The sequence below is a fragment of the bacterium genome, from assembly GCA_037131655.1.
Lineage (GTDB): Bacteria > Armatimonadota > Fimbriimonadia > Fimbriimonadales > JBAXQP01 > JBAXQP01.
Window position 1 is genome coordinate 1 of the sequence record JBAXQP010000477.1, and the last position, 1,535, is coordinate 1,535.

Genomic DNA, 1,535 nt, shown 5'->3' on the forward strand with positions numbered 1-1,535 from the left:
CGGAGATACATCGAGGTTGGATTCATCATAATTTCAGGTAAAGAGGCGGTAGGAAATACCACGGGTAGCCCACCAGATTGTAGAACTCCACGCTTGATTGCTTCAATCAGTTGTGGCATTTCGCGATGACACGTTACGTATCCGCTGGACGTATCTGCAATTCCAATTAATGGCAGAGACAAATCCACGTCGTCATATCCCATAGAAGATAGAAAAACCTTGCGCAGAAAACGACTAAAACCCTCGTCCCCATAACTTGTCAGTCCGCCGAAAAACCCTGGTGTATTTTCTTTTTTCATAGGGTAACCATATTCATGCGAGCGTTGACATACTTTGTAATAAGGAAGTCTTCTATACCCTCAGAGCCACCTTCTCGTCCAACACCTGATGATTTAACCCCGCCGAAAGGAGCTTCTGCCGTAGCTATCGTCAAATTATTTATTCCGACCATTCCGACCTCCAACTGAAGGCCAATCTGAATTGCCCGATTTAGATCTTGAGTGAAAATAAAGCCGGCCAAGCCATATGGGGTCGAATTTGCCAACTCAATCGCCTCACGAATATCCGAGAACGTTGAAATAGGGGCAATGGGGCCAAATGTTTCTTCTCTCATCACCATCATGTCTTGGGATACATTGAGCAAAACGGTTGGTTCAAAAAAATAACCTACAGAAAACTCCTTCGATGCATCGCCGCCTAGTGCAACGTCAGCGCCTTTGTTACGGGCATCGTCAACCATGTCTTTCATTGCCTGAACACGCTTCTTTGTTCCAAGTGGGCCCATATCTGTATTTGCATCTAATCCGGCGCCTAAGCGAATTGTCTTCGTGTGCTCGATAAATTTCTCGATAAAACGTTTAGCCACCGCCTCATGAACGAAAAATCTATTTGCAGAGATGCATACTTGGCCGGCATTTCTAAATTTCCCTGTTGCACATAGTTTCGCTGCTTCATCAATATCTGCATCCTCAAGAACAATCACTGGAGAGTGACCGCCCAGTTCAACGGTCACTGGCTTGATGGACGCTGCTGCGCGCGTAAGTGTTATGACTCCTACCGGAACGGAGCCTGTGAGCGAAACTTTACGAATAACTTTCGAATCGATCAGAGTCTGAGAAAGAAGCACGGGGTCCCCAGTGAGCATATTAAGAACACCTGAAGGTAATCCCGCTTCCATCGCTGCTTTACCGATCATTAAGGCACTCAGTGGAGATTCAATTGCTGGCATCGCTATGACGACACAACCAGCAGCGAGAGCGGCGCTTATTTTGCGCGCTGGCAATAGCATAGGGAAATTCCATGGAGCAAAAGCTGCAACAGGTCCAATGGGTTGTCGATAAATATGAATTTGATCGGATTCGGTTTTTGCTTGAACAATCCTGCCGTAAACGCGCCTAGCTTCATCGGCGTTCCAGTCGAATTGGTCAGCCGAAGCCAAGACCTCACCCTTTGCCTGCTCAAATGGTTTGCCTTGCTCCAAAGTCATCACGCGGGCATAGACATCGACGTCTCTTCTAATTATTTGAGCAATAGAT

At 46.7% G+C, this 1,535-nt stretch carries 2 protein-coding genes; both read right to left on the bottom strand.

Annotated features, from left to right (window positions below; all coding sequences use genetic code 11):
- Positions 1-299: dihydroxy-acid dehydratase (locus WCO51_13790; protein ID MEI6514326.1), on the bottom strand; the 299-nt coding region annotated here is incomplete at its 3' end.
- A partial coding sequence (locus WCO51_13795) for an NAD-dependent succinate-semialdehyde dehydrogenase (GenBank protein MEI6514327.1) occupies positions 296-1,535 on the bottom strand: 1,240 nt, incomplete at its 5' end. The genes WCO51_13795 and WCO51_13790, both read right to left, overlap by 4 nt.